The 24,279-nt window shown below is 66.8% G+C and carries 21 protein-coding genes; 15 read left to right on the plus strand and 6 right to left on the minus strand.

The window, feature by feature from the left end:
- Window positions 1-68 precede the first annotated feature (68 nt).
- The 9 genes from bamA (at window position 69) to AC5P7E_RS09160 (ending at window position 12,908) form a co-directional block, all read left to right on the plus strand.
- A complete protein-coding gene (bamA, locus tag AC5P7E_RS09120) occupies window positions 69-2,432 on the plus strand; it encodes an outer membrane protein assembly factor BamA (RefSeq protein ID WP_114618488.1) in 2,364 nt (787 codons plus the stop codon).
- 440 nt (window positions 2,433-2,872) lie between these two features.
- A complete protein-coding gene (gene lpxD, locus AC5P7E_RS09125; protein WP_005408738.1) occupies window positions 2,873-3,895 on the plus strand; it encodes a UDP-3-O-(3-hydroxymyristoyl)glucosamine N-acyltransferase in 1,023 nt (340 codons plus the stop codon).
- Window positions 3,892-4,350 carry a 3-hydroxyacyl-ACP dehydratase FabZ gene (fabZ, locus tag AC5P7E_RS09130; RefSeq protein WP_005408737.1) on the plus strand — a complete coding sequence of 153 codons (459 nt, stop codon included), beginning with the start codon at window positions 3,892-3,894 and terminating at the stop codon, window positions 4,348-4,350. Before lpxD ends, fabZ begins: the two co-directional genes overlap by 4 nt.
- A 16-nt stretch (window positions 4,351-4,366) precedes the next feature.
- Window positions 4,367-5,158 carry an acyl-ACP--UDP-N-acetylglucosamine O-acyltransferase gene (gene lpxA, locus AC5P7E_RS09135; RefSeq protein WP_005412736.1) on the plus strand — a complete coding sequence of 264 codons (792 nt, stop codon included), beginning with the start codon at window positions 4,367-4,369 and terminating at the stop codon, window positions 5,156-5,158.
- Between the two features lie 53 nt (window positions 5,159-5,211).
- The gene (gene lpxB / locus AC5P7E_RS09140) at window positions 5,212-6,414 is read left to right on the plus strand and encodes a lipid-A-disaccharide synthase (protein ID WP_043034888.1); all 1,203 of its coding nucleotides are present in this window, start codon (window positions 5,212-5,214) and stop codon (window positions 6,412-6,414) included.
- A complete protein-coding gene (gene rnhB / locus AC5P7E_RS09145; protein ID WP_087803316.1) occupies window positions 6,411-7,082 on the plus strand; it encodes a ribonuclease HII in 672 nt (223 codons plus the stop codon). Before lpxB ends, rnhB begins: the two co-directional genes overlap by 4 nt.
- A gap of 228 nt (window positions 7,083-7,310) precedes the next feature.
- Window positions 7,311-10,901: a DNA polymerase III subunit alpha gene (gene dnaE / locus AC5P7E_RS09150; protein WP_114618490.1), complete on the plus strand. Its 3,591-nt coding sequence runs from the start codon at window positions 7,311-7,313 to the stop codon at window positions 10,899-10,901.
- A gap of 64 nt (window positions 10,902-10,965) precedes the next feature.
- Window positions 10,966-11,835, plus strand: a complete 870-nt coding sequence (locus AC5P7E_RS09155; protein ID WP_106550365.1) for a hypothetical protein — start codon at window positions 10,966-10,968, stop codon at window positions 11,833-11,835.
- 113 nt (window positions 11,836-11,948) lie between these two features.
- A complete protein-coding gene (locus AC5P7E_RS09160) occupies window positions 11,949-12,908 on the plus strand; it encodes an acetyl-CoA carboxylase carboxyltransferase subunit alpha (protein ID WP_114618491.1) in 960 nt (319 codons plus the stop codon).
- Between the two features lie 173 nt (window positions 12,909-13,081).
- Here AC5P7E_RS09160 and AC5P7E_RS09165 read toward each other — a convergent pair whose 3' ends face one another.
- On the minus strand, window positions 13,082-13,537 hold the full coding sequence (locus AC5P7E_RS09165; protein ID WP_005408730.1) for a CopD family protein: 456 nt from the start codon (window positions 13,535-13,537) through the stop codon (window positions 13,082-13,084).
- A 187-nt stretch (window positions 13,538-13,724) separates the two neighbouring features.
- Between AC5P7E_RS09165 and AC5P7E_RS09170 the strand changes: the two genes are divergently transcribed.
- Window positions 13,725-14,315: a class I SAM-dependent DNA methyltransferase gene (locus AC5P7E_RS09170; protein ID WP_005408729.1), complete on the plus strand. Its 591-nt coding sequence runs from the start codon at window positions 13,725-13,727 to the stop codon at window positions 14,313-14,315.
- A gap of 93 nt (window positions 14,316-14,408) precedes the next feature.
- Complete coding sequence (locus AC5P7E_RS09175) at window positions 14,409-15,716, plus strand: polyhydroxyalkanoate depolymerase (RefSeq protein WP_005408728.1); 1,308 nt, start codon at window positions 14,409-14,411, stop codon at window positions 15,714-15,716.
- A 109-nt stretch (window positions 15,717-15,825) separates the two neighbouring features.
- Here the strand turns inward: AC5P7E_RS09175 and AC5P7E_RS09180 are convergent, their stop codons facing one another.
- Together AC5P7E_RS09180 and AC5P7E_RS09185 are read right to left on the minus strand one after the other, a co-directional pair.
- The gene (locus AC5P7E_RS09180; protein WP_049395934.1) at window positions 15,826-16,815 is read right to left on the minus strand and encodes a sensor domain-containing protein; all 990 of its coding nucleotides are present in this window, start codon (window positions 16,813-16,815) and stop codon (window positions 15,826-15,828) included.
- Window positions 16,812-17,177: a PadR family transcriptional regulator gene (locus AC5P7E_RS09185; protein ID WP_005408726.1), complete on the minus strand. Its 366-nt coding sequence runs from the start codon at window positions 17,175-17,177 to the stop codon at window positions 16,812-16,814. The genes AC5P7E_RS09180 and AC5P7E_RS09185 overlap by 4 nt, the downstream gene beginning before the upstream one ends.
- A gap of 136 nt (window positions 17,178-17,313) precedes the next feature.
- Between AC5P7E_RS09185 and AC5P7E_RS09190 the strand changes: the two genes are divergently transcribed.
- The gene (locus tag AC5P7E_RS09190; protein WP_111117848.1) at window positions 17,314-18,216 is read left to right on the plus strand and encodes a peptidylprolyl isomerase; all 903 of its coding nucleotides are present in this window, start codon (window positions 17,314-17,316) and stop codon (window positions 18,214-18,216) included.
- Window positions 18,217-18,792: 576 nt separating this feature from the next.
- Here the strand turns inward: AC5P7E_RS09190 and AC5P7E_RS09195 are convergent.
- Window positions 18,793-19,665 (minus strand): DMT family transporter, encoded by an 873-nt coding sequence (locus AC5P7E_RS09195; RefSeq protein ID WP_099490393.1) that lies wholly within the window; start codon window positions 19,663-19,665, stop codon window positions 18,793-18,795.
- A gap of 115 nt (window positions 19,666-19,780) precedes the next feature.
- Here AC5P7E_RS09195 and AC5P7E_RS09200 point away from each other — a divergent pair, with 115 nt between their 5' ends.
- Window positions 19,781-20,725, plus strand: coding sequence for a LysR substrate-binding domain-containing protein (locus AC5P7E_RS09200; RefSeq protein ID WP_005408722.1), 945 nt, complete (start codon window positions 19,781-19,783; stop codon window positions 20,723-20,725).
- 68 nt (window positions 20,726-20,793) lie between these two features.
- Entirely contained in the window at window positions 20,794-21,087 is a 294-nt protein-coding gene (locus AC5P7E_RS09205; protein ID WP_005408721.1) for a hypothetical protein, read from the plus strand.
- Between the two features lie 31 nt (window positions 21,088-21,118).
- On the opposite strand, the gene AC5P7E_RS09210 is transcribed toward AC5P7E_RS09205, so the two are convergent.
- A complete protein-coding gene (locus tag AC5P7E_RS09210) occupies window positions 21,119-21,907 on the minus strand; it encodes a DUF4349 domain-containing protein (protein ID WP_005412726.1) in 789 nt (262 codons plus the stop codon).
- 23 nt (window positions 21,908-21,930) lie between these two features.
- Entirely contained in the window at window positions 21,931-22,287 is a 357-nt protein-coding gene (locus AC5P7E_RS09215; RefSeq protein ID WP_012479600.1) for a GFA family protein, read from the minus strand.
- Between the two features lie 112 nt (window positions 22,288-22,399).
- Here AC5P7E_RS09215 and AC5P7E_RS09220 point away from each other — a divergent pair, with 112 nt between their 5' ends.
- The gene (locus AC5P7E_RS09220) at window positions 22,400-24,208 is read left to right on the plus strand and encodes a DUF885 domain-containing protein (protein WP_005408718.1); all 1,809 of its coding nucleotides are present in this window, start codon (window positions 22,400-22,402) and stop codon (window positions 24,206-24,208) included.
- Window positions 24,209-24,279 lie beyond the last annotated feature (71 nt).

Genomic DNA, 24,279 nt, shown 5'->3' on the forward strand with positions numbered 1-24,279 from the left:
CCACGTTGTTGCCGTCTACAGCGTCGGCATCCCGCACCAATGAAATCGACCTTCCTACCGGACGTGACATGACGCGACTCCCCAATCGCCGCCTGCTGGCCCTCGCCCTCGCCGCCGTCACCGGCGCTCCCGCCCTGGCCCAGGCAGCCGAGCCCTTCACTGTCAGCGACATCCGCGTCGATGGCCTGCAGCGCATCAGCTCGGGCACGGTGTTCACCTACCTGCCGGTGGAACGGGGCGAGACGATCACCGACAACAAGATCGGCGAGACCATCCGCGCGCTGTACAAGACCGGCTTCTTCGAAGACGTTCAGCTGGACCGCCAGGGCAGCATCCTGGTGGTGACCGTCAAGGAACGCCCGGCGATCAACAAGCTGACCGTGACCGGCAACAAGGACATCAAGTCCGAGCAGCTGCTCAAGGGCCTGTCCGACATCGGCCTGACCGAGGGTGGCACCTTCGACCGCCTGAGCCTGGACCGCGTGACCCAGGAACTGCGCCGCCAGTACAACGACCGCGGCAAGTACACCGTCGAGATCACCCCGACCGTGAGCCCGCTGGACCGCAACCGCGTGGACATCGCGATCGCCATCAAGGAAGGCAAGGCGGCCAAGATCCGCCACGTCAACCTGGTCGGCACCGAGAAGTTCGAGAGCAAGGACATCCTGGAGACCTGGGAGTCCAAGGAGCACAACTGGGCATCGTGGTACCGCCGTGACGACCAGTACTCCAAGGAAAAGCTGTCCGGCGACCTGGAAAAGCTCAACTCCTGGTACCTGGACCGCGGCTACGTCGACTTCAGCATCGATTCCACCCAGGTCTCGATCAGCCCCGACAAGCGCGACATGTTCCTCACCGCGGGCGTGACCGAGGGTGCGCAGTACAAGATCTCCGAGATCAAGGTCAGCGGCGACACCATCCTTCCGCAGGAGGACGTCGAGCGCATGGTGATCCAGAAGCCGGGCGACACGTTCTCGCGTGCCCTGCTGGAATTCAGCTCGGACACCATCACCAACTCGCTGTCCAACATCGGCTATGCGTTCGCCAAGGTGAACCCGATCCCGACCACCAACCGTGCCGAACAGACGGTAGGCATCAACATGCAGGTCGTGCCCGGCCCGCGCGTGTCGGTGCGCCGTATCCTGTTCCGTGGCAACACCCGCACCTCCGACGAAGTGATGCGTCGCGAAATGCGCCAGTTCGAGAACAGCTGGTACTCGCAGGCCGCGATCGACCGCTCCAAGATCCGCCTGCAGCGCCTGGGCTACTTCGAGTCGGTGGACGTCGAGACCCCGGCCGTCAGCGGCAGCAACGACCAGGTCGACGTCGTCTACAACGTCAAGGAAACCACCTCCGGCAGCTTCGTGTTCGGCCTGGGCTATTCGCAGTCCTACGGCATGACCACCTCGGTGCAGCTGTCGCAGAACAACTTCCTCGGCGGCGGCAACCGCGTGTCGGTCGAAGCCTCGCGCAGCAGCTACCTGCAGCGCTACGGCTTCAGCTACACCAACCCGTACTTCACCGACGACGGCGTTTCGCTGGGCTACAACCTGTCCTGGCGTGAACTGGACTACTCCGACTTCAACACCGCGCAGTACAACAGCACCAATGGTTCTGCGCAGGTGGTATTCGGCGTGCCGCTGACCGAGACCGACACCGTCTCGCTGATGTTCGGCATCGACAGCAACCAGATCACGACCTACCGTGGCTCGACCCCGGCCTCGATCATCGATTACATCGATGCGGTCGGTTCGCGCACCTTCCATGCCTGGCGTACCGAGCTGGGCTGGGCGCGCGACTCGCGCAACGATTACTTCATGCCGACCCGCGGTACCTACCAGCGCGTCGGTCTGGAAACCACGCTGCCGGGCTCGACCATCGAGTACTACAAGCTGAACTACCAGATCAGCAAGTACTGGCCGATCATGCCGTCGCTGGTGATCAACACCCGCGCCGAAGTGGGCTACGGCGATGCCTACGGCAAGGACTACACCCGTACGATCACCGACGCCGACGGCAAAACCCGTACCGTCACCGCCAGCGGCCTGCCGTTCTTCGAGAACTTCTACGCCGGTGGTACCAACTCGGTACGTGGCTTCGAGGACAACACCCTCGGTCCGCGCGAAGTAACCCAGGGTTATCCGGAAGGCCAGCCGCTGGGTGGTTCGCTGAAGACCGTCGGTTCGGTCGAAGCCTACTTCCCGCGCCTGTTCGACAGCCCATCGGCCCGCGTGTCGGCCTTTGTCGACTTCGGTAACGTCTACAACGGCACCAAGAACTTCAAGGCCAACGAACTGCGCGTCTCCACCGGTGTGGCCCTGCTGTGGCGCGCCCCGGTCGGCCCGATCTCGATCAGCTACGCGTTCCCGCTGAAGAAGGAAGACGGCGACAAGATCGAACGCCTGCAATTTACCTTCGGCGGTCAGTTCTAAGAACTGACCACCGAAGGTGCGCCGCGGCTTGCTGTGCAAGCAGCGGGTCCCGACCTACCTCCTATCCCCCGCGCCATTGGCGCGCCCCCCTTAACAGAAGGGGGGCTCTCCACCAGACGGGGCGCGAAGCGCCGGGCATTGCCCGGCGTTTTCGTTTAGTCCGGATGCGGGAAGCGCGCACCCCGCTTTTGATTTTTTCTGTTTTTCCGTGGCTGGCACTCGCGCCAGGCCGTCGGAGGTCGGACGGGGTGGGGCTGCGGGGGTGTGAGCCGCATGGATGCGGCGACCAAGGCTACATGGACGTACTTGCGCCGCCCCCCGCAGTCCCGCCCCGTCCGACCCAGCCCATGACACTGGCTCTGCCGGCCGCGAGGGGCCCTGCCGTTGGCTGCATATGCCCCCCGCATGACCGCAATGGCGTCACACGTTAAACTCCCGCCGTGAATACTCCCACCTACACCGCCCAGCAACTCGCCGAGCAGTTCGGCCTGCAGGTCCATGGCGACCCCGCCACCGCCATCCACGGCGTGGCCACCCTCGCCCACGCCGGTCCTGGCCAGCTGACCTTCCTCGCCAATCCACGCTACCGCGCCCAGCTGGCCGACAGCCAGGCCTCGCTGGTCGTGCTGCGCGCCGACGACGCCGAAGCCGCCCCCGGCGCCGCGCTCGTGGCCAAGGACCCGTACACCACCTTCGCCAAGATCGCCGCGCTGTTCGACATCGCGCCCACGCGCCCACCGGGCATCCACCCCAGCGCCGTCATCGATCCCAGCGCCCAGGTCGCCGCCAGCGCCCACATCGGCCCCTTCGTCTCCATCGGCGCGCGCAGCGTGGTCGGCGAGAACTGCATCATCGGCACCGGCAGCGTGATCGGCGAAGACTGCAGCCTGGACAGCGGCTGCGAACTGATCGCCCGGGTCACCCTGGTCACCCGGGTCAAGCTCGGCAAGCGCGTGCGCGTGCACCCCGGTGCCGTGCTCGGTGCCGATGGCTTCGGCCTGGCGATGGACGCCGGCAAGTGGATCAAGGTGCCGCAGCTCGGCGGCGTGCGCATCGGCGACGATTGCGAAATCGGCGCCAACACCTGCGTCGACCGTGGTGCACTGGAAGACACCGTGCTGGACGAAGACGTGCGCCTGGACAACCTGGTACAGATCGCGCACAACGTGCAGATCGGCGCGCACTCGGCCATCGCCGGCTGCACCGGCATCGCCGGCAGCGCCAGGATCGGCCGCTACTGCCTGCTCGGTGGCCACGTCGGCGTGGTCGGCCACCTCGAGATCTGCGACAAGGTCGTGATCACCGGCAAGTCGGTGGTCCGCAATTCCATCCATGAGCCGGGCGAGTACTCGTCCGGCACCCCGTTGACCGACAACCGCACGTGGCGCAAGAACGCCGCGCGCTTCAAGCAGCTGGACGCATTGGCTCGCCGCGTCCTGGCTGCTGGCAAGGAGAAAGAATGAACGACACGCTGCAGCTTCCGATCGACGTCTGCCAGATCCAGGAACTGCTCCCGCACCGCTACCCGTTCCTGCTGGTGGACCGGGTGCTTGAGCTCGACATCGACGCCAAGCGCATCCTGGCGCAGAAGAACGTCAGCATCAACGAGCCGTTCTTCCAGGGTCACTTCCCGGGCCGCCCGATCATGCCCGGCGTGCTGATCATCGAAGCGCTGGCCCAGGCCGGTGGCGTGATGACCCAGCTGACGCTTGGCCGCGATGCGCAGTCCAAGCTGTTCTACATGGTCAAGGTGGAAAACGCCCGCTTCAACAAGCAGGTCGTGCCCGGCGACGTGCTGATGCTGGATGTGCAGATGAAGCGCCTGATCCGCAACATGGGCTGGTACTACGGCGAGGCCAAGGTCAACGGTGAAGTCGTTGCCTCGGCCGAGGTCATGTGCGCCGGTGCCAAGGGCTGATCCACGGGAGGCAGCAATGACTGACAACGCACCACGGATCCACCCGACTGCCGTCATCGATCCGGCCGCGCGCCTGGCCGACGACGTCCAGGTCGGCGCGTTCACCCTGATCGGTGCCGATGTGGAAATCGGCGCCGGCACAGTGGTCGGCCCCCATTGCAGCATCCACGGCCCGACCAGGATCGGCCGTGACAACCGCTTCATCGGTCACGCCGCGATCGGTGGCGAGCCGCAGGACAAGAAGTTTGCCGGCGAACGCACCGAACTGGTGATCGGCGACCGCAACGTGTTCCGCGAGTTCGTCACCCTGAACCGTGGCACCGGCGGCGGCGGCGGCATCACCACGATCGGCAACGACAACTGGATGCTGGCCTACACGCACGTGGCGCACGACTGCCATGTCGGCAACTTCTGCGTGTTCTCCAACAACACCACCCTGGCCGGCCACGTGACCGTGGGCGACTACGTGATCATCAGCGGCTTCGCCGGTGCCCACCAGTTCTGCCGCATCGGTGCCCACGCCTTCCTCGGCATGGGCGCGCTGACCAACGGCGACGTTCCGCCGTTCACCATGGTCGGCACCGATTCGCTGGGCCGCCCGCGCGGCATCAACAGCGAAGGGCTGAAGCGTCGTGGCTTCGACGCCGAGCGCATCTCCGCCATCAAGCGCGCCTACCGCACCCTGTACGTGGCGGGCCTGCCGCTGGCCGAAGCCAAGGTGCAGCTGACCGAACAGGCACGCGACAGCGATGACGTGAAGGCCATGCTGGACTTCATCGAGCACGCTGAGAGGCCCTTGCTGCGATGAGCAGCACGACCGGCCAGGCGCCGGCCGGCGCCGCCGTGATTCCGCTGGCCTCGATGGCCGGCAGCGTCCCCGCGCAGCGGGTGCTCAGCGAGCGCCCGTTGCGGATCGCTCTGGTGGCCGGTGAGGCCTCCGGTGACCTGCTGGGTGCGGGCCTGGTGCGCGAGCTGAAGGCACGCTTTCCGAATGCCGAATTCGCCGGCATCGGTGGCGATGCCATGCGCAGCGCCGGCTGCCTGACCTGGCACGATGCCAGCGAGCTGGCGGTGATGGGCCTGACCGAAGTGCTGCGCCACCTGCCACGCCTGCTGAAACTGCGTTCCGCGTTCCGCCAGCGTGCACTGGAATGGCAGCCGGACGTGTTCATCGGCATCGACGCGCCCGACTTCAACCTGGGCATCGAACGCTGGCTGAAGCAGCGCGGCGTGCGCACCGTGCACTACGTCAGCCCCTCCGTCTGGGCCTGGCGCGAGAAGCGCGCCGAGAAGATCGGCAGCAGCGCCGACCTGGTGCTGTGCCTGTTCCCGATGGAACCCCCGATCTATGCCAGGCACGGCATCGACGCGCGCTTCGTTGGCCATCCGATGGCCGATGACATCCCCCTGCAGGGCAACCGCGAGGAAGCGCGCGCCGCGCTTGGCCTGCCGACCTCGGCCAAGGTGCTGGCGGTGCTGCCAGGCAGCCGCCTGGGCGAAATCTCGCGCCTCGGTGAACCGTTCTTCGAGGCCGCCTGGCAGGTCTCCGAGCGCATCCCCGGCCTGCACGTGGTAGTGCCTGCCGCCAACCCGGCCTGCAAGCGCCTGATCGAAGAACAGCTGTCACGCTCGGCGCTGCCGGTAGCCTTCTCGCATGTACTCGACGGTGAGGCGCGAAACGCGATGATCGCCGCCGATGTGGTGGTGCTGGCCTCGGGTACCGCGACGCTGGAGGCGATGCTGGTCAAGCGGCCGATGGTGGTCGGTTACCGCGTCAACGAGCTGACCTACCGCCTGGTCAAGGCGCTGGGCCTGATCAAGGTCGACCGCTTTGCCCTGCCCAACATCCTGGCGGGCCAGGACCTGGCACCGGAACTGATGCAGCACGACTGCACGCCGGACAAGCTGGCGGCGGCCATCCAGCAATGGTTCGACCACCCGCAGCGGGTGACCGACCTGCAGGACACCTATGCCCGCCTGCATCAACGACTGCGCCGCAATGCCTCGGCCCGCGCGGCCGACGCTGTGGGCGAGCTGTTGATGCGCGACCAGGCCCAGGCATGAGCCGCCGCCACGCCGCAGCGGCCAGCCTGGCCCTGTTCGACGGTGCTGCCGTGGTCGAGCCGGAGCGTCTGGTCGCCGGCGTCGACGAAGCCGGCCGCGGTCCGCTGGCCGGACCGGTCGCGGTGGCGGCGGTGGTGTTCGACCCGGCACGGCCACGCATCAACGGGCTGGACGATTCCAAGCAACTCACCGCAGCCCGCCGCGAGCAACTGCATGACCGCATCATCGAACGTGCCCTGGCCTGGCACGTGGTGCTGGTGGACGTGGACACCATCGACCGCCTGAACATCTACCAGGCCACCCTGCAGGGCATGCGTGACGTCGTTGCAGCGGTCGCCCACGTGGCCGGCTTCGCCCGCATCGACGGCAACGTGGTGCCCAAGGGCCTGGTACTGCCGGCGCAGGCGCTGGTCGGCGGTGATGGCATCGACCGCGCGATCATGGCCGCCTCGATCCTGGCCAAGGTCTCGCGCGACCGCTACATGCAGGACGTGCATGCCCGCCACCCGCAGTACGGCTTCGAGCAGCACAAGGGCTACGGCACCCCGGCCCATCTGGCCGCCCTGCGCGAGCACGGCCCCTGCATGGAGCACCGGCGCAGCTTCGCCCCGGTGCGCGAGTGCCTGGAAAACCCGGCAGCTGTGACCGCAGACACCGCAATCGCCTGAATCGCCTGAACGGTCGCTGCACCCGGCTGCGAAAGCAGGGTCAGGCGGGGCCCGCGGTTCGCCTGCGAACCGTGGGGAGCGATAGCGCGGATGCGATATCGCATGCCGTCAAGAGCTTGTCGCGCCCTCCAGCCCTCGCTACCCTGACCGGGCACTCCAGCGCTTCCCGACCCCGGCGACGATTCCCCCGTCAGCACCCGGGGCCCGCGCGCTCCAACCTGGTCCGGCATGTCCAACTCCCGCTTCGTACATCTCCACGTCCACACCGAGTTCTCGCTGGCGGACTCCACCATCCGTGTGCCGGCCAAGCCGGACCAGGCGGACCCGAAGAAGGCCAAGCAGGCCAACCTGCTGTCACGCTCGGTCGAACTCGGCCTGCCCGCGCTGGCGGTGACCGACCTCAACAACCTGTTCGCCCTGGTCAAGTTCTACAAGGCGGCCGAAGGCGTGGGCATCAAGCCTATCGCCGGCGCCGACGTGCTGATCGCCGAGGAAGGGCAGGATCCGTGGCGGATGACCCTGCTGTGCCGCGACCGCGAGGGCTACCTGAGCCTGTCGCGGCTGCTGACCCGCGCGTGGATGGAAGGCCATCGCCCCGAAGGCGGCGTGGCCATCCATCCGGACTGGCTGAAGGCCGGCAACGCCAACCTGTTCGCGCTGGCCGGCCGGCAGAGCCTGGCCGGGCGCCTGGCGCTGGACGGCAAGCATGAACTGGCCGAGCAGCAGCTGGCCGATTGGCAGCGCGTGTTCGGCGATGGCCTGCACCTGGAGCTGACCCGCACCGGCCGCGAGGGCGAGGAAACCTTCAACCAGTTCGCGCTGATGGCCGCCGGCCAGCGTGGCCTGCCGGTGGTGGCCAGCAATGATGTGCGCTTCCTGGCGCCCACCGATTTCAGCGCGCACGAAGCGCGCGTGTGCATTTCCACCGGCCGCGTGCTGGACGACCCCAAGCGCCCGCGCGAGTACAGCGACCAGCAGTACCTGAAATCGGCCGAAGAGATGTGTGCGCTGTTCGCCGACATTCCCGATGCCATCGACAACACGCTGGCGCTGGCCGAGCGCTGCAACATCGAGATGCGGCTGGGCACCTACTTCCTGCCCAATTACCCGGTGCCCGACGACGAGACCCTGGACACCTGGATCCAGAAGATGTCGCGCGACGGCCTGGAAGAGCGCCTGGAGAAGAATCCGCTGGCGCCGGGCAAGACCCGCGAAGATTATTTCGAGCGCCTGGAGTTCGAGCTCAACACCATCATCAAGATGGGTTTCCCCGGCTACTTCCTGATCGTGGCCGACTTCATCCAGTGGGGCAAGAACCAGGGCATCCCGATCGGCCCGGGCCGTGGTTCGGGTGCCGGTTCGCTGGTGGCGTGGGCGCTGAAGATCACCGATCTGGACCCACTGCCGTACAACCTGCTGTTCGAGCGCTTCCTGAACCCGGAACGCGTGTCGATGCCCGACTTCGACATCGACTTCTGCATGGACCGCCGCGACGAGGTGATCGACTACGTCGCGCGCAAGTACGGGCGCGAGCGCGTCAGCCAGATCATCACCTACGGCACCATGGCCGCCAAGGCGGTGGTGCGCGACTCCGGCCGCGTGCTCGGCTTCCCGTACGGCCTGGTCGACGGTGTTTCCAAGCTGATCCCGAACATCCTCGGCATCCACCTGAAGGATGCACTGGGCAAGGGCAAGGAAGGCCCCAGCTCGGAAATGGCGTCGCCGGAACTGATCCAGCGCTACGAGACCGAGGACGATGTCCGCGACCTGATCGACCTGGCGCTGCAGCTGGAAGACCTGACCCGCAACGCCGGCAAGCACGCTGGTGGCGTGGTGATCGGGCCCGAACCGCTGAGCGAGTTCTGCCCGCTGTACGCCGAACACGACGAGAACGGTCTCGGCAAGAACCCCGTCACCCAGTTCGACAAGAACGACGTGGAAGAAGTGGGCCTGGTGAAGTTCGACTTCCTCGGCCTGCGCACGCTGACCATCATCGACTGGGCGGTGAAGGCGATCAACAAGCGCCATGAGCGCGCCGGCATCCCGCCGGTGGACATCGCCGCGATTCCGCTGGACGACACGCCCACCTACAAGGACATCTTCGCCAACGGCAATACGGGCGCAGTGTTCCAGTTCGAATCCTCGGGCATGCGCCGCCTGCTGAAGGACGCGCGTCCCGACCGTTTCGAAGACCTGATCGCGCTGGTGTCGCTGTACCGCCCCGGCCCGATGGACCTGATTCCCTCCTTCAATGCGCGTAAGCATGGCCAGGAAGAAATCATCTATCCCGATCCGCGCACCGAAGCGATCCTGAAAGACACCTACGGCATCATGGTGTACCAGGAGCAGGTGATGCAGATGGCGCAGATCGTCGGCGGCTACTCGCTGGGCGGCGCCGACCTGCTGCGCCGTGCGATGGGCAAGAAGGTGCCGGCCGAAATGGCCAAGCATCGCGAGATCTTCCGCGAGGGCGCGGCCAAGGACGGCGTGGACGAAGCCAAGGCCGATGCCATCTTCGACCTGATGGAGAAGTTCGCGGGCTACGGCTTCAACAAGTCGCACGCGGCCGCCTACGCGCTGGTCAGTTACCAGACCGCGTGGCTGAAGCGCCACTACCCGGCCGAGTTCATGGCGGCCACGCTGTCGTCCGACCTGGACAACACTGACAAAGTGGTCGGCTTCCTCGACGAGGTGCGCAACCTTGGCCTGACCGTGCTGCCGCCCAAGGTGAACCAATCGGCCTTCATGTTCGAAGCGGTCACCCCGGACACCATCCAGTACGGCCTCGGTGCGATCAAGGGCGTCGGCCAGGGTGCCTGCGAGGCGGTGGTCGAGGAGCGGCTGAAGGGCGGCCCGTTCAAGGACCTGCTCGACTTCTGCACCCGCGTCGGCTCGGCCAAGCTCAACCGGCGCACGCTGGAAGCGATGATCAACTGCGGTGCGCTGGACGAGCTCGGTCGCAACCGTGCCTCGCTGATGCTGCAGCTGCCGGAGGTGATCAAGGCCACCGACCAGATGGCACGCGAGCGTGCTTCGGGGCAGAACTCGCTGTTCGGCGGCCCGGACCCGAGCGCGACCACAATCCAGCTGGACCTGCCCGAGGCCGAGGAATGGCCGTTGCTGCAGCGCCTGAACGGCGAGCGCGACACGCTGGGCTTCTACCTCAGCGGCCACCCGTTCGATCCCTGGCGCGATGATGTGCGCGACTTGGTCGGCAACGATCTGGGCTCGGTGGAGAAGATCTGGAGCGCCAACAGCGGTGGCGGCGGTGGCGGCGAAAAGCGCTGGCGCCCGGAAGTGCAGACCGTGCTGGCCGGCCAGGTGGTCGGCGTGCGCCGCAAGGGCGAGAGCCAGATCTTCATCCAGCTGGAAGATGGCCGCGGCCGCGTCGAGTGCAGCGCGTTCTCCGACGCGATGGCCGAGTTCGGGCACCTGATGACCAAGGACCGCATCCTGGTGGTCAAGGGTGGCCTGCGCGAGGACGAATTCAACGGCGGCTACGCATTGCGCATCCGCCAGTGCTGGGACTTCGATGAGGTCTGCGCCAACTACGCCACGCGGCTGTCGCTGCGCCTGGACCTGCGCCAGCAGCGCCCGGTCTGGGAGCGCATCGACGCCCTGCTCGACCGCCATCGCCCCGGACGCACCCCCCTGCGCCTGGACCTGCTGCTGAAGGGTCCGCAGGGCGGCGTCGCCGGCATGCTCGATGTCTCCGGGCAAAGCGCGGTGCGCATCGATTCCAAGTTGATGGAGGCGCTGCGCGCCGACCCGGCCGTGCGCACGCTGAAGGTGCGCTACAGCCCACCGTGGGCCAGCTGAGGCTGGCTCCCTGGTTTTCCTGAACCCCCTGTTTCCCCGTTCCAAGTATCAAGGACGATTGCCCATGAAGACCCTGCTGTTCCCGTTTGCCGCCGCTCTGGCCCTGGCCGCCTGCTCGCCGTCGAAGATCGAGTTCCAGATCGACAACCCGACCGACACGCCGCTGGCACTGAGCATCGATGGCAAGGACCTGCCGGTGGCCGCACAGGGTTCGCGCCCGATCTCGCTCGCCGTCGGTGAGCACCGCCTGCACACCGACAAACTGGGCGACGTGCGCTTCATCGTCTACGTCGATGGCCGCGGCGGACTGATCAACCCGACCCTGAGCGAGTACGTGGTCGCCCGCGAGATCTACGTCACCGACGAGAGCAAGCTGAAGAACTTCGGCACCGGCAAGGCCGGCATCGAGCTGGGTGGCGTCGACTTCGAAGGCCCGTTCGAGAAGCACCACGAACTGTTCATCGACAAGACCTGGACCTACGGCGTGCGCGAGCCCTTCCCGAAGGAAAAGGTGGTGGCCCACGTCGACTCCAGCGGTGGCCAGATCGTGGCCAAGGTGTTCACCGCCCCCGACTTCATCGCCTACGTCGAAGAAGGCATGGGCGAGCCGGGTGCGTTCAAGCGCGAGCAGCCGGCCGGCTACGTGGCCCCGGCCTACAGCCTGGAACCGGCCCCGGCCAGCCTGCCGGCGCTGGTACCGGCCTTCGAGACCCACGCCGGGCCGCTGCGCGAGGTCTATGCGCACTGGCTGAAGGCCACCACCGCCGATGAACAGAAGGCCCTGCGCAAGCAGGACTTCGCCGCGCAGATGGCCTTCACCTCGGCCACCGCCACGCTGGGCAGCGGGCTGGGCCGGGAGGCCAACGAGGCCTACAACGACTTCGTCTCCCAGCGCAGCCAGTTGATGGGCCGCAGCGCCCTGGTGGTGCCCTGAACTGACTGGCGCCCCCTGCCTGGCTGCGCTACCGTCGCCTTCCAGACGAGGGCGTACGGGTGGTTTGCACGCATTCGGCTAGAATTCCCCTCTTCTTTACACGACGGCTTCCGATGAATCCGAACTACCTCGACTTCGAGCAACCCATCGCCGACCTGGAAGCCAAGATCCAGGAACTGCGCAACGCCAGTGCCGGGCCGGCGGTCAATGTCGAGGCGGAAGTGCACGCGCTGCAGGACAAGCTGCGCATGCGCACCGCGCAGATCTTCCGCAACCTGACCTCGTGGCAGGTGCTGCAGCTGGCCCGCCACCCGTCGCGCCCGTACACCGCCGACTACCTGCGCATCATCTGCGATGAGTTCCAGGAACTGGCCGGTGATCGCGCCTTCGCCGACGACAAGGCCATCATGGGCGGCCTGGCCCGCATCAATGGCCGTTCCGTGATGGTGATCGGCCACCAGAAGGGCCGCGACACCAAGGAAAAGATCAAGCGCAACTTCGGCATGCCCAAGCCGGAGGGCTACCGCAAGGCCCTGCGCCTGATGAAGATGGCCGAGCGTTTCGGCCTGCCGGTGCTGACCCTGATCGACACCGCCGGCGCCTGGCCGGGCATCGACGCCGAATCGCGCGGCCAGTCCGAAGCGATCGCACGCAACCTGATCGAGATGGCCGAACTGAAGGTGCCGATCATCTGCACCGTGATCGGTGAAGGCGGCTCCGGCGGCGCGCTGGCGCTGGGCGTGGGCGACCGCACCGTGATGCTGGAGTACTCGGTGTACTCGACCATCACCCCGGAAGGCTGCGCCTCGATCCTGTGGAAGGACGCCGGCAAGGCCAAGGACGCTGCCGAGCAGCTGGGCCTGACCGCCCCGCGCCTGAAGAGCCTGGGCCTGGTCGACAAGGTCGTGCGCGAGCCGACAGGTGGCGCCCACCGCAACCCGACGCAGATGGCCAAGCGCCTGAAGGCCGTGCTGCTGAACGAACTGGATGCGCTGGACAAGCTGTCCACCGAGCAGCTGCTGGAGCAGCGCTACGCGCGCCTGCGCAGCTACGGCACCTACGAAGCCGCCTGAGGTAGTGCCGGCCGCTGGCCAGCATGCAGGTAGGCCTGGTAGAGCCGGCCGCTGGCCGGCAACACGCAGGTGATTGCAGAAACGAAAGCGCCGGGCATTTGCCCGGCGCTTTCGTTTGCGCCCTGACGGCATCCACGCATGGCGTGGATCTACCGGGTGCAGATGACCCCGCCTCAGAACGGCTTGGCCAGCACCAGCCATACGATCGGAATGAAGGCCAGCAGCGGGATCTCGTTGATCCAGCGCAGCGCGCGCGACGACGGCAGCGCCCTGCCCTTGGCCACGCCCTTGAGCAGGCGGCCGATCCAGCCGAAGTACACCAGCAGCAGCACCACCAGTCCCAGCTTGGCATGCAGCCAGCCGGCGCCACCAGGCGCGACCATGGTCGGGAAATCGGGGATGACCTTGTAGCCCAGCCACAGCACCAGGCCCAGCAGGAATGCCAGGCCGAACATCGAGTGGCCGAAGCGGTACAGGCGCAGGCCCATCAGCTGCAGGCGCTCGGTCACCGCCGGCTGGCCCGCAGTCTCGGCCAGGTTCACCAGGATGCGCGGCAGGTAGAACACCGTGGCCATCCACGCCACCACGAACACGATGTGGAAGGTCTTGACCCAGTAGTAGCTCTGCATGCGCTCGCTCCGGCGGCTGGCGTAGATGGGTACCCATTGTCGCAGTAGAGCCACCCCATGGGTGGCTGCCGCGTCCAATCGCCGCAGCATGGCAGCCACCCATGGCGTGGCTCTACTGCAGGCCCGCCACACCCGGGGGCGTAACACCGTACGATAGGCGCCGTTTTCCCCGATCGCGCACCGCCCCATGGACAAGACCTACGACGCCGCCTATTTCCAACGCTGGTACCGCCGTGCCGACATCGGCGGCAGCGCCCGCCTGGCGCGAAAGGTCGCCCTGGCCGTGGCCAGTGCCGAGTACTACCTGGAACGACCGATCCGCAGCGTGCTGGACATCGGCTGCGGCGAAGGCGCCTGGCGCGCACCGCTGCTGAAGCTGCGTCCGAAGGTCGAATACCTCGGCTTCGACAGCAGCGAGTACGCTGTGCGCCGCTACGGCAGGACCCGCAACCTGCACATGGCCCGCTTCGGCGATTTCGCCTGGCTGCGGCCCTGTGCCCCGGTCGACCTGCTGGTCTGCTCGGACGTGATGCACTACGTGCCCGACCGCGAGCTGCGCGCCGGACTGGCCGGCGTGGCAGAGCTGACGGGCGGCGTGGCCTTCCTGGAGACCTTCGCCGCCGAGGACGCGTTCGAAGGCGACCACGACGGCTTCCAGGCGCGCCCGGCGCGTTGGTACCGCCGCACGCTGGCCCGGCATGGCCTGCAGCCGGTGGGGTCGCACTGCTGGCTCGGCCCCGCCCTGGCAGGCGATGCGGCCGCGCTGGAACGGATGTGAATCCAGATTCATTATTTTCAGCCGACTTAACCTGCGGGACACCCGGATGGGATATGCTGCGCGGCAACATATGACCATACATATTCGGTCGTCATGCTCTATCAACTGCACGAACTGACCCGCAACCTGCTCGCCCCCTGGGTGCACCAGGCCCAGGCCAACGCCAGGTTCTTCGCCAACCAGGGGCACTGGTGGTCGCAGATGCCCGGCGCTGATCGCCTGGCGGCGGTCAATGAACTCTTCCACCGCATCGGCAAGGATTACGAGAAGCCCGAGTGGGGCATCAACGAAATCGACGTCGATGGCGAACGCGTGCCGATCGTCGTGCACGAGGAAGTAAGCAAGCCGTTCTGCAAGCTGCTGCGCTTCAAGCGCCACAGCAATGAAGCCGACCAGCTGCACACGATGCTCAACCAGCCGTTCGTGCTGGTCGTTGCGCCGCTGTCAGGCCACCATGCCACGCTGCTGCGCGATACCGTGCGCACGCTGCTGCGCGACCACCGCGTGTACGTTACCGACTGGGTGGATGCGCGCATGGTGCCAGCCAGCGAAGGCGAATTCGGCCTGGACGACTACATCGCCTACATCCAGGAATTCATCCGCCACCTCGGCGTGGAGCGCCTGCACGTGGTGAGCGTGTGCCAGCCGACCGTACCGGTGCTGGCCGCGGTTTCGCTGATGGCCAGCCGTGGCGAACCGACGCCGCGCACGCTGGTGATGATGGGTGGCCCGATCGATGCGCGATGCAGCCCGACCGCAGTGAACAACCTGGCCACGCAGAACCCGCTGTCGTGGTTCGAGAACAACGTCATCCACACCGTGCCGGCCAGCTATCCCGGCGCCGGTCGCCGCGTGTACCCGGGCTTCCTGCAGCACGCCGGCTTTCTGTCGATGAACCCGAGCCGCCACTTCAGTTCGCACTGGGATTTCTATACCGACCTGGTCAAGGGCGACCTGGAAGACGCCGACGCGCACCGTCGTTTCTACGACGAGTACAACGCGGTGCTGGATATGCCGGCCAGGTACTACCTGGATACGATCCGCGTGGTGTTCCAGGACTTCCTGCTGCCGCGTGGTGAGTGGGTGGTCAACGGCGAGAAGGTCGATCCGTCGGCGATCCGCGATACCGCGCTGCTGAGCATCGAGGGCGAGCTGGACGATATCGCCGGCCTCGGCCAGACCGAAGCCGCACAGGCGCTGTGCACCGGCATCACTGCGGACCGCCGTGAGCATTTCATCGTCGAAGGTGCCGGCCACTACGGCATCTTCAGCGGCCGTCGCTGGCGCGAAGTGGTGTACCCGAAGGTGCGCGACTTCTTCGCCGCGCATGCCGAAGCACCGGCGGCGAAGGCCACGAAGAAGAAGAGCAACGTCACCCCGTTGCGGCGAAAGGCGGGCTGATTCCCGGCAGGGGTCGGATCCCTTTCCAACGGAAAGGGCTCTGACCCCAGCATGATGGGATCCGGGGTCAGAGCCCTGTTCTGCGAACAGGGATCCGACCCCTGGCCTGTTACAACCGCACCAGCAGGTTCTTGGCGATCAGCCCGTGCAGCTTGCCGATGCCGCGTGCCAGATGCATCGTCAGCAGCAGCAGCAGCGCGCCCGCCGCAGCAACCGTGATCGCCACCAGCGGCGATGCAGCCATCGGCAGTACGTTCACGCCATCGACGTACACGCCCGGAATGTCACCACTGAAGATCGCCGCGACCGGCGCCCAGATCAGGCTCAGCGACAGCGACAGCAGCGTCACCGCGAGGGTGAAGTAGATGACGCCCAGCGGCAGCATCAGCACGAAGTACAGCAGGGTGAGCCAGGTGCGGCCATCGGTGAACATGTCGCCGATGCGCTGCAGCCAGGTGCGGCTGCGATCGGTGTAACGCGGACGGCGCGGCATGCGTTCTCCCAGCAGCGCTTCCACCAGCCGCCCTTCCAGCAGCGCCAGCCCGCGCACCGAGCCGAAGAACAGCACGGTCAGCGGAATGCCCACGATCAGGATCAGCAGGCCCAGCGACAGCGACAGGCCGGTCACCACCCAGGTGAAGAAGAAGATGCCGGTGGCCAGCGACAGCAGCATGTAGAACAGCGCACCGTAGGTGTGCGGATCGGTCACCACACCGAAGAAGCGCGCCAGCAGCGAGCGCTGCACCGGCGCCGGCGGCGGTGCGGCCGGCTCGACGCCACTGGCTTCCGCCGCCGCGCGCAGCACCGGCGCGGTATCTGCACGTGGCGTACGCAGCGCGCGGTTCACCGTCACTTCGGTCTCGCGATAGATCTCGGCCACTTCGTCCGGGGCGCCATAGCTGCCAGCGACGTCGGCGATCACCTCGGCCTCGCTGCGGCCGGGCTGCGCCGCCAGCTCCGAGCGCAGGTATTCCTCGGCGTCGTACAGCGCGTCCTGCACCATCGCCGGGTCGGCACCTTCCAGCGCCACACGCAGCTGCGCCAGGTACTGCGGGATGGTCGTGGGCAGGGCTCGGCCTGCCAGGCTCGGGTCGTTCATTGCGGTACCCCCTCCAACACGGAATCGACGGAATCGCGGGTGGCCTGCCAGGCGTGGCGCCACTGCGCCAGCACCTCGCGGCCACGTTCATTGATGCGGTAGTAGCGCCGCGGCGGACCGCTGCTGGACGGCTCCACGTGGCTTTCCAGCAGACCGGCAGCCTCCAGGTTGCGCAGCACCGGGTACAGCGCGCTCTGCTTGCCGCTCAGCACGCCCTCGCCCACCCGCTCCAGCTCCTTGGCAATGAGGTAGCCGTACAGCGGCTCCCCGGCCCGGGCCAGCACCGCCAGCAGGGCCAGCGACACCGTTCCGGCGCTGAGCTCCTTCTGGAACTTCTTCAGCTGGACATCGTCCTCGGACATGACCGGCCCTCCACTACGTTGAAGTCCACAGTAGTACGAAGTTCGGTATAGCGAATGTGTCGTTAGTCATCGTGCCGGTTGGCGTGGCCGGGCCGCTCGCGCAGAATCGAAGCCTCGTTCATGTTCCGGGGATCCCATGCCGCACCGTCGCCGTCTTGCCCTGACCGCCCTCGCCCTGGCCTGCCTGCTGCCCTCGCTGGCCAGCGCGGCAACGCCCTACCGCAGCCCGCAGCAGATCCTTGATGCCTCCGCGGCCAGCGACTGGCGTACCCCGGACCCGGCCAACCTGCTGTACATGGACCTGCCGGCTGGACGGGTGATCATCGAGCTGGCGCCGCAGTTCGCCCCGCGCCATGTCGCCAACATCCAGACCTTCGCCCATGAGCACTTCTGGGACGGCACCAGCATCTACCGCTCACAGGACAACTTCGTGGTGCAGTTCGGCGATGCCGACGCCGATGACGCGGCCAAGGCCAGGCCGTTCGGCAGTGCCGCGCGCAAGCTGCCGGCCGAATTCGAACGTGCCAGCGCGGGCCTGAAGGTAAGCGTGCTGCCCGACCGCGATGGCTGGGCCGCGCAGACCGGTTTCGTCGACGGCTTCCCGGTGGGCCAGGACCCGCAGGCCGGCAAGGCCTGGCTGGCGCACTGCTACGGCATGCTCGGCGCCGGCCGCAGCAACGAGGAAGACAGCAGCATCGGTGCCGAACTGTACGTGGTGACCGGCCAGTCGCCGCGCCAGCTGGACCGCAACATCACTGTGGTCGGCCGCGTGCTGAAGGGCATGGAACTGCTCAGCGCAACACCGCGCGGGCCCGCGCCGATGGGCTTCTACCAAGACCCGAAACTGCGCACGCCGATCGTGTCGATCCGCCGCGCCAGCGATGTGCCGGCAGCCGAGCGCACGCCGATCCAGGTACTGCGTACCGACTCGAAGACCTTCGCCGATACGGTGGAGGCGCGGCGCAACCGCGTGGATGATTTCTACAAGCGTCCGGCCGGGCATATCGATCTGTGCAATATTCCGGTGCCGGTGCGCTGATGGTTTCCTGCGCGTGACGCGTGCTGAAGGTGCTTCACTGTTCATGGGCGTCACTTTTCTTTTCGCGCGAAAAGAAAAGTAACCAAAAGAAACGCGCCGCCAGGTCGCGAGCCGCCGTGCTTCGCACGTCGGTCCCCTGCGCTTCTCGGTGAATCAGGGGACGGTGCCGAACTCGCTGCGCTCAGACATCGGCACCTCTTCGCCCCTGATTCCCCTGCGATGCTCGGCTCACTCAAGGCGGACCCAAGGTCAAGAGCCACAGCTGCACGACGATGCATGGTAGTGCCGGGCCGGGCCCGGCGAGCGAAGCGACCGCTTCTGCCTTTGATCTTGGATCCGCCTTGAGCGAGCCGAGCACCGCAGGTCCGGCGAGGGCGAAGAGGCGCGGGTGTCTGAGCGCAGCGAGTTCCCGCGCCGTCCCTCGACGGGCCGAGGAGCGCAGGGCACCGGTGCGCAGCACCGGCTCGCGGCCGGCGGAACGTTTCTTTTGGTTACTTTTCTTTGCGTACAAAGAAAAGTAACGCCCATGAACAGTGAAGCACCTTCAGCACGCGCAACGCGCAAAACGCCAATTCCTCAGCCCTTCTGGCTCACCGCCACGCTACCCAGAATCAACACACCCGCAATCAACATCTGCACCGTCACCGCCTCCCCCAGGAACAACCACGCAAACGCCGCGCCGAACAGCGGAATCAGGTAGGTCACCGTCGACGCCCGTGACGGGCCGATACGGCCGATCAGGCGGTAGAACATCAGGAACGCCAGCCCGGTGCAGGCCACGCCCAGTGCGACGGCCGCGCCCCAGGCCTTCAGCGGAATCGCCGCCTGCGGCCAGTGGCTCACCGCCATCGGCAGCATCCACAGCGAGGCACACGACAGCGTTGCCGCCGCCGCTGCCGCCGACGGCAGGCCGGTCATGTGCCGCTTCACCAGGTTCACGCCCAGGCCGTACAGCAGCGAAGCCGCCGCACCGGCCAGCACCGCGGTGCCGATACTCAGGCCGGAAACCTTGGCGGTGGCCAGCACCACTACGCCAGCGAAGCCAACCAGCAAGGCACCGGCGCGGCGCATGCCGATCTTCTCGCCGAAGAACAGGAAGGCGATCAGCGCTGCGAACAGCACGGTCATCGCATTGCAGATCGCGCCGATCGCCGCCGGCGCCTGTTCCGCTGCATAGGCGAACAACACGAACGGCAACGCCGAGTTGATCAGGCCGATCGGCGCCAGCCACAGCCAGCGCCGCGGCGGGAACTGCGCGCGGGCGCGCCACAGGAACGGCAGCAGCACCAGCGCACCCAGCACCAGCCGCACCTCGACCAGCGCGAACGGGCCGAACGACGGCACCGCCACCCGCATGAACAGGAACGAGCAGCCCCAGATGGCGCCCAACAGGGTCAATTCCAGCGGCGTGCGCCAATCGCGCTCGGCCGCCTGTGGGACCGCATTCATGCCTTGCCTCCGTACATCGTCAATTCCTCGCCAAGGGGAATAGGATCAGGCGCAGACGCCCGCCGCACAAGCGCGTAGTATCGCTGCCAGCCACAAATATGGTTTGAGGCTCGACATGCTGCTACGCCCTTCCCTGCTACCCGCACTGGCCGTGTTCGCGGTCGCCGCGCGCCACCAGAACTTCGCCCAGGCCGCGCAGGAGCTGCACCTGACCGCCAGCGCGGTCAGCCACCACGTGCGCCGCCTGGAAGAGGTGCTCGAGGTGCGCCTGTTCCTGCGCCACGCGCGTGGCGTGCGCCTGACTGCCGAGGGCCGGCAACTGGCCGACGCCGCCAGCGCCGCCTTCACCGATGTCGCGGCCGTCGCCCATCACCTGCAGCCGGATGCCGACAGCGTGCCGCTGCGGATCACCACGCTGCGCTCGCTGTCCTACTGCTGGCTGCTGCCACGGCTGCCGCGCTTCACCCAGGCCTACCCGCACATCCGCATCGAACTGCATACCGGCAGCGGGCTGGATCGCTATGACGACAACGGCCCGGAAGTGGGCATCCGCTACGGCCTGGGCCAATGGCCCGGCCTGCGTGCGCAGCACCTGATGGATGACTACCTGTTCCCGGTCGCCTCACCGGCACTGGCCGGCGTCGAAACGCTGGTCGATCCGGCGCGCATCGCCGACCTGCCGCTGCTCACCGACCTGTCGCCGCAGGGCTGGCGCGACTGGTTCCGCCACGCCGGCGTGCGCACGCCGTCGCCGCTGCCGCCCATGCACACCTTCGCCGACAGCACCGATGCGATGCGTGCAGCGGTGTATGGCATGGGCGCGGTGCTGGCGCGAACCCACATCGCCCAGCCCTATCTGCAGCGCTACGAGGTGGTGCGCCTGCCCGGCCCGGCACTGAAGGCGCGCTATGCGTATCACGTAGTGCATGCCGAAGGACAACCGCCCAGCCCGGCCGCACGCCTGTTCATCGACTGGCTGCTGGAGCAGGCGCAGGACGAACGCACACCGATTCCCGCATTGCCGGACAGCCTGCTCGGACGCCCGGCCACACGCGCCTGACTGCACCCTCACCCGTTCTTTGCCCGGCGCTGGCTAGGCTGCAGGCAACTCCACAACGTACCTACGCCATGGCCATGCTGCGACTGCGCATCACCGGAACTGAAGACGACGCCCGTGCCATCAGCGACCTGCTGCTCGGCCTGGAGGGCATCGAGCATGTCGAGGAAACCGACGATCTGATGCCGCACATGGACGACGACGATTCCAGCTCGGCCGGGCTGTCCGACGACATCGGCCCGGGCATCCATGAGCTGGAAGTGGAAGTCGGCAATGAAAGCACCGCGCAGAAGGTGCGCGACGCAGTGCAGGAACTGGCGCTGGAGCTGGATGTGTTCGTCGAGTACGAGACCGACGAGGGCTGATGCCGGCGGGCTGCCGGCATCAGCCCCCATCTCAGAGGTTGGGCGGCAGCTTGCGACGGCGGCGGCGCCACCATGCCCGCACACCCCAGGCCGCGATCAAGGCCAGCACCGCCACCGGCAGCAGCGCGGCAACGGCTCGGATCAGGAACGCAACGCTGGTGCTGAGGATGCTGCCCGACTCGCTCAGCGCCTCGCCGATCTCGCTGCGGCTGCGCTGGCCGGACGTGGTATCGAAATGGATCGTCACCAGCTGGGTATCGATGCGCCGGCGCTGCTGCGCGGCATCCTTGCTGGCCTGCTCGACACCCGCCTCGATCTCGGACAGCCGCGTGGTGATCGCCATCAGGTCCTCGATCTTCAGGTCCTTGCGGTCCTGGTAGGCCAGCAGCCGCGCGTGTTCCTTCTCCAGCCGCGCCTTGGTCAGCGCGGTGTCGGCCACGGCCTGCGCGAGGTCCTCGGCACGCGTGTTGCGCGACTGCAGCGTGCCGCCCTCACCGGCCAACGCGATCAACGGCTCGGTGCCCTTCGGTGCAATCCGCACCTTGACCTCGCCGCTGGGCTGCTCGCCGCTGCGCTGGTCTACCTGCAGCACCGCGCAGTCACCGAACTTCGCGCTCTGGCAGGCCTGTGCCACCTGCTGGATGCGCGGTGCGATCTGCGCCGCTTCCAGTTGCACCTGCACGTCGTGTTCGTAGGCGAGGAATGCGCCTTCCGGTGAAGCGATGGCAGCCTCGGCCGCCGTGGCGCCCGCATCCGCCGCCATGTCGCCCTGCTTGGCGCAGGCGCCCAGCGCCAGCAGCAGCACCGGCATTGCTGCCATGCACGTCCACGCGCGCACCGGCCTCACAGTGCGGCCCCGTCGTAGGAGGTCACCGCCAGCGTGGCCAGATCCACTGCAGGCACGCAGCGCACGTTCACCGCCACCATCGGCATACCGCTGCGTGGATCCACCGCCTCGCTGTAGGGGGCAATGCCGCATTCGCGGCAATGGTGATGGTCGATGTGGGCCTTGTTGAAGTGGTAGGTGGCCACGTCCGCCGGATCGGTGCTCAGCTGGAACGCTTCGCGCGGGGCGAACCACAGCAGGCTGCCACGGCGGCGGCACATCGAGCAGTTGCAGTCGATGACGTCGCTGATCGGCGCCCCGGCCTGTACGGTGAATGCGATCCTGCCGCAATGGCAGCTTCCCTGGTATTCCATGTTCTGCGCTCCTTTGGAGGGTCCTTGTCTGCGCCCATGGTAATCCTATGGCACGGGGACAAAGCAGCCACGCGGCCCTATGCTCAGGGTTTGACCCTGTACAGGAACGCCGATGCGCCCGCATCTTCTTGCCCTCGCCCTGGTCGCCGCGCTGGCCGGTTGCCAGCCGGCCGACGCCCCGACCAACGCTTCCACCCCGGCCACCAGCCAGCAGGCCGGTGACGCGGCGGTCGATGCCGCCTTCGCCGACCTGTCCAAGCGCGCCCTGGACACCTGGATGCAGCTGTCGCCGGTCAGCGCTACCCAGATCGGTGACCACCGCTACGACAGCGAGCTGGACGACCTCAGTGCCGCCGGCCAGCAGAAGACCCTGGCCGCCTACAAGGCGCTGCTGGGCGAGCTGGACAAGATCGAGGTGGCCAAGCTGGGCCGCGAGAACCAGGTGGACGCAGCGATCCTGCGCAACCAGCTGCAGTCGGAAATATGGAACGCCGAAGTGCTGCAGTCCGGCAAGTGGGACCCGCAGCTGTACAACGGCATCGCCGGCAGCGCGATCTACGGCCTGATGGCGCGCGAGTTCGCGCCGCTCCCGGAGCGCCTGAAGTCGGCCACCGCGCGCATGGAAAAGCTGCCGGCGATCTTCGCCCAGGCCCGCGAGAACCTGGATCCGGCGCGCGTGCCGAAGATCCATGCCGAGACGGTGGCCAAGCAGAACAAGGGCATCCTCAGCATCGTCGATACCTTCATCACCCCCCACATCGGTGAACTGCCGCAGGCCGACCAGCAGCGTCTGCAGGCCGCCATCGACGGCCTGAAGAAGGCGGTGGACGAGCAGCAGACCTGGCTGGACAAGACCCTGGTGCCGAATGCCAAGGGCGACTTCCGCATCGGTGCGGAAAAGTACGACCAGAAGCTGAAGTTCGCGCTGAGCTCCTCGCTGTCGCGCCAGGAGATCGGTGAGCGTGCACGCGCCGAACTCAAGCGCGTGCGCGAAGACATGTACGGCATCGCGCAGACCGTGCTGAAGGACAAGCCGGGTGCGCCGGAGATGCCGGCCCAGCCGACCGACGAGCAGCAGCAGAAGGCCATTGAAGCTGCGCTGGAGCTGGCCTACGCCGACAAGCCGGCACGCGACAAGGTCGTCGACGATGCCAAGGCCGCACTGGAGCAGTCCACCGCGTTCGTGCGCGAGCACGATCTGATGACGCTGCCCGACGCGCCGGTGGACATCATCCTGATGCCGGAATTCCAGCGTGGCGTGGCCGTGGCCTACTGTGATTCACCGGGTCCGCTGGACAAGAACCTGAAGACCTTCTACGCCGTGTCGCCGATTCCGGACGACTGGAACGACAAGCAGGTCGACTCGTTCCTGCGTGAGTACAACTCGCGCATGATCCACCTGCTGAGCATCCACGAAGGCACCCCGGGCCACTACCTGGAAGGCTGGCATTCGGCCAAGTTCCCCTCCACCCTGCGTGCGGTGCTGCGTTCAGGCCTGTTCGCCGAAGGCTGGGCGGTCTACACCGAGCGCATGATGCAGGAGCAGGGCTACCTCAACAACGACCCGCTGTTCCACCTGGTGCAGCTGAAGTTCTACCTGCGCACGATCTCCAACGCGATCCTCGACCAGGGCGTGCACGTGGACAACTGGGATCGCGAGAAGGCAATGCACCTGATGACCCACGACGCGTTCCAGCAGGAAAGCGAAGCGGCGGGCAAGTGGGTGCGTGCACAGCTGACCTCGGCACAGCTACCGACCTACTTCGTCGGTGCGCAGGAACACTTCGACACCCGCAAGGCGGTGCAGGAGAAGCTGGGCGACAAGTTCAACCTGAAGGCGTACCACGACCAGGTACTGTCCTACGGCGCACCGCCGGTGCGTTTCGCACGCCAGCTGATGCTGGACCAGCCGATCGAGTGATCGGGGTGGTGTGAGTTGAAGCGGAGCGGCCCGGGGAAACCCGGGCCGATCTGTTTGTGGGGGATCGCCAG

It is taken from the genome of Stenotrophomonas sp. YJH_SMC_25, assembly GCF_059369595.1.